Here is a 3,306-nt window from a genome sequence, read left to right as displayed (position 1 = left end):
CTTGCGCCAGCCGTCGACGTACGTACTCGACTCGCGAGATTCCCAGCTTGGCTGCGCGCGCGTCGATAGCGGTCAAGACCTCGTCCGGCACGTCCCGGATCAGCACATCGCTCATCGTTACCACTCCTGCCACCCGATGATATCGCACGATAGCGCCTCGGCAGCGCTGGTGCCTGCGCAGCCCGGAGGCGGATCCCGCAGCGGGCACTGCCCGTCAATGGGCTCCGTCACGCGCTCAACATGGACTCATCGAGCGCGTCTACTTGCGTCGCGGCGTCCTGTCTGGTTTCGTTACCTCATCTGAGGTCGGAAAAGCTGACATGAGAGCAGGTGGTCATCGTGGCGGAAGTCGCGCCAAGCGCAGACCCAGCGTCCACCATGGTTGATGTCTTCGGCTTCACCGAAGAGACCCTGGTCGGCGAGGTCGTCACCCGAGCAGCCGCGGTCGCTCTGAGCTACACGGGTGGACTCTTCCCGCGCGGTGCGGCCGGTCAGGTGCGGTACCTGCACACGGTTCAGGCCCTGCGGTCCGGGTTCGTCCACGACGGGTGGACTGCTGACGACTCCGACGGCGTCGCCCGGACAGTGCACCGCGGCCGAGGGATCGCGATAGTCACCGCGGCCGGAAACGAGTTGACGGGGCTGCCGTCTCACTTATTCAGGAAGCAGCCACGGACCAAATGGCCCCGTGGCGAGCAGACCGAGGCGGCCGTTCGGACGAACGTCGAGCAACTCAGTCTGTTCCGGGTACCCGGAACAGCCGAGGTCGCGACGCCGCAGGTCGTGACGTGGATCCTGCTGCAGTTCGCTGCTGAGACCGAGGTGCGGTCGGAGCTTTCGCTACCCGATCACGTTGACGCGCGAGGCTTTGTCACGCATTGGAGCCGACGCTTCATCCTGCCGCCGCTGAGCAATGAGGGCGGGCCCGACGACGACTTCGGTGACGAGGGTGGCGACATCGTCATCGACGTCCCCGAGAAGTGAACCCGACAGACTCCGGTGAGCTCGGCAGCGAACGTTTCAACCCCTCCCGCCTCCGCCTGATCCGTCATCGCAGAGCACTCACAGCGAGTGCGCTGGCGGCAGACCTGGACGTGGCCGCGCGCACTGTCGCGCGCTGGGAGGACGGAACTGTGGCGCCACTCACCGAGAACGTCGCCGCCCTCTCTGTGACGCTCGACGTGCCTAAGCAGTTCTTCTACGCACCCGACCTGGACACCGTTCCGCACGACATCGTCAGTTTCCGCGCATTGAGCAAGATGTCGGCCCGCCAGCGCGACTCCGCGACAGCAGCTGGCTCGGTCGCCCTCGCGCTGACGGCATGGCTCGACGACCGGTTCCGACTGCCTGCAGTCGACGTCCCGACGCTCGAGGGTTATGACCCCGAGGATGCCGCCGCAGTCGTGCGGGAGCGATGGGGGCTCGGTCAAGCTCCGGTCAGCAACGTGCTGCACCTCCTTGAAGCCCACGGGACTCGGGTCTACTCGCTCGCCGGCGACGTCGCGAGCGTGGACGCGTACAGCTTCCGGCTCGATGGCGCGCCGTACGTGTTCCTGAACACCGGCAAAACCGGCGAGCGCAGACGCTTCGACGCAGCCCACGAGTTGGCACATTTGGTGCTGCACTGTGGTGATGAGGTCCCGCACGGAAAAGAAGCAGAGGCTCAAGCCCAGGCCTTCGCGTCCGCGTTCTTGATGCCGCGGGACACGGTTCTCGCAGCTGGCCTTCGTCAAGCACCCGTCGACCGCATTCTGAGGGCCAAGACGCACTGGAAGGTCTCCGCCATGGCGCTCGCCCACAGGCTGAACGAGCTGGGTCTGATGAGCGAGTGGGTGTATCGCGACGCGTGCGTTCGCTTGTCTCAGATGGGCTACCGGCGCGGCGAGCCGTTCAACCCCATCGTTCCGGAGACGTCGCAGGTCCTCGCGAAGATGTTCAAGTCTCTTCGTGCGCGAGGCGTGAGCGCTGCTGACGTCGCGGCTGACCTGCTGATTACCCAGGACGAACTGGACCAGTACGTCTTCGGCCTTGTGCCGGTCGCGCTCAAGGGCGGCAACCGTCGGACGTCGCAGGCGGCAGCGCCTGTCCTACGCATGGTGCGCGGAGCGCGGGACTGAACTTCATGAGTGAGCCGTCCAGCCGACGCGGCCGCTTCAAGGTCGTAGGCGACGACTGAACGCCGCAGTCCAAACAAACGTCGCCCCCTGCAGCGTGTTAGGCCCCTTCGCAGATGACGAAATTCGGCCATGAAGTCGCCCTTATGCGGACCGGGCTGCGACGCGTGCGCCAACCTCGAGCGCGTTCGTGACGGGGTTGATGATGGTCGTCCCGATTGGCACCCCGTCATCAAGCGACTGCGTGGACGGGATCGTCGTCCGGTTCACGCTCAGCTTCTCGGTTTGGCAGTGCGGCAGACTCCGGGCCATGACGCTGGTGTGGTGTTCGGATGTGTCGCCGGCGGCCTGGCTGACGGCAAGTGAGACAGACCTCTGGCAACTGATCCAGTTCGGTCCCCCCGGTTTCGCCGGCTACGCAAGACTCCGCTTCATCCCGGACCCGAACGTTCCGGGTCAGAGCGAGAACGATGTCGACGAGAACGACATTCCTGATTCGGAGGCCCTACTGATACGTGGTGTGCTCGACGTGCTGGGGCGGCACACAACGACGCCCGATGACTGCTTCTTCTGCCTCTGGGAAGGGTGGGGGTCTGCCATTCACGGCGGGGACCGGCTGCGCATCGCGAACCTCGACACCGGAACGGTCACCCGCGGACCGGCTATGGCACCAGCATTCGACCAGTCCGTCCTTGACGGATCGAAGGTGGCAATCCCGCATCGGAACTACTACCTGTTTCGTGGCCTGCTCAATGACTTCGGGGACTGGGGCGCGGCCGACTATCTGCCCGGCATGCCGCGCACCGATATGCCCAACCCCGCCTTCATCTGGCCCGCCGATCGTTCCTGGTGTGTCGCCAACGACGTAGACCCACACTGGGCCGGGATCGGAGCCAGCACCGCAGCCATCGACGAGCTGTTGCGAGCTGCGGGACTCGACATCGTCCGCGCCGACCCAACCGAGCCGCAACCCGAATATCGATAGCGGATCGGCTACCGGGATCGATCGCTCGCTGCCCTCAGGAGGAACGTGGGCTGCGTTTGGGCGACTCACGTGCCCCGTAGGTTGTCGACCCGCTCGGAATTGTCGGGTCCCAGGCCGGCGAGTACTGCTCGTCGCTTGACGTTCGACGACCTAGCCGCGAGACGTCGTACCGAAGTCCGGCGGCGATTGCACGGAGTTTCATGTTTC

Annotated in this window: 3 protein-coding genes and 1 pseudogene; 3 read left to right on the top strand and 1 reads right to left on the bottom strand. The window is 65.2% G+C overall.

Translation table 11 applies throughout. From position 1 onward, the window contains the following. Window positions 1-115: pseudogene (locus ACFFC4_RS22055) on the bottom strand (antitoxin); the annotation flags it as partial. Window positions 116-378: 263 nt separating this feature from the next. On the opposite strand from ACFFC4_RS22055, the gene ACFFC4_RS22050 reads away from it, so the two are divergent. The 3 genes from ACFFC4_RS22050 to ACFFC4_RS22040 all read left to right on the top strand — a co-directional run bounded on the left by ACFFC4_RS22050 (window position 379) and on the right by ACFFC4_RS22040 (window position 3,099). After that, a complete protein-coding gene (locus ACFFC4_RS22050) occupies window positions 379-984 on the top strand; it encodes a hypothetical protein (protein ID WP_375504890.1) in 606 nt (201 codons plus the stop codon). Next, window positions 981-2,117 carry an ImmA/IrrE family metallo-endopeptidase gene (locus ACFFC4_RS22045; protein ID WP_375504888.1) on the top strand — a complete coding sequence of 379 codons (1,137 nt, stop codon included), beginning with the start codon at window positions 981-983 and terminating at the stop codon, window positions 2,115-2,117. The genes ACFFC4_RS22050 and ACFFC4_RS22045 overlap by 4 nt, the downstream gene beginning before the upstream one ends. Window positions 2,118-2,424: 307 nt before the next feature. Beyond that, the gene (locus ACFFC4_RS22040; RefSeq protein ID WP_375504886.1) at window positions 2,425-3,099 is read left to right on the top strand and encodes a hypothetical protein; all 675 of its coding nucleotides are present in this window, start codon (window positions 2,425-2,427) and stop codon (window positions 3,097-3,099) included. The last annotated feature ends 207 nt before the right edge of the window (window positions 3,100-3,306 follow it).

This window comes from uncultured Jatrophihabitans sp., from assembly GCF_964244045.1.
Taxonomy (GTDB): domain Bacteria; phylum Actinomycetota; class Actinomycetes; order Mycobacteriales; family Jatrophihabitantaceae; genus Jatrophihabitans.
Note: the sequence above shows the minus strand (reverse complement) of the source record. Positions and strands in the feature narration are given on the sequence as shown.

Bases quoted from the DNA above. Each gene is read 5' to 3' on its own strand.
- ACFFC4_RS22050 (WP_375504890.1), top strand. From the start codon at position 379: ATGGTTGATGTCTTCGGCTTCACCGAAGAGACCCTGGTCGGCGAGGTC.
- ACFFC4_RS22040 (WP_375504886.1), top strand. From the start codon at position 2,425: ATGACGCTGGTGTGGTGTTCGGATGTGTCGCCGGCGGCCTGGCTGACG.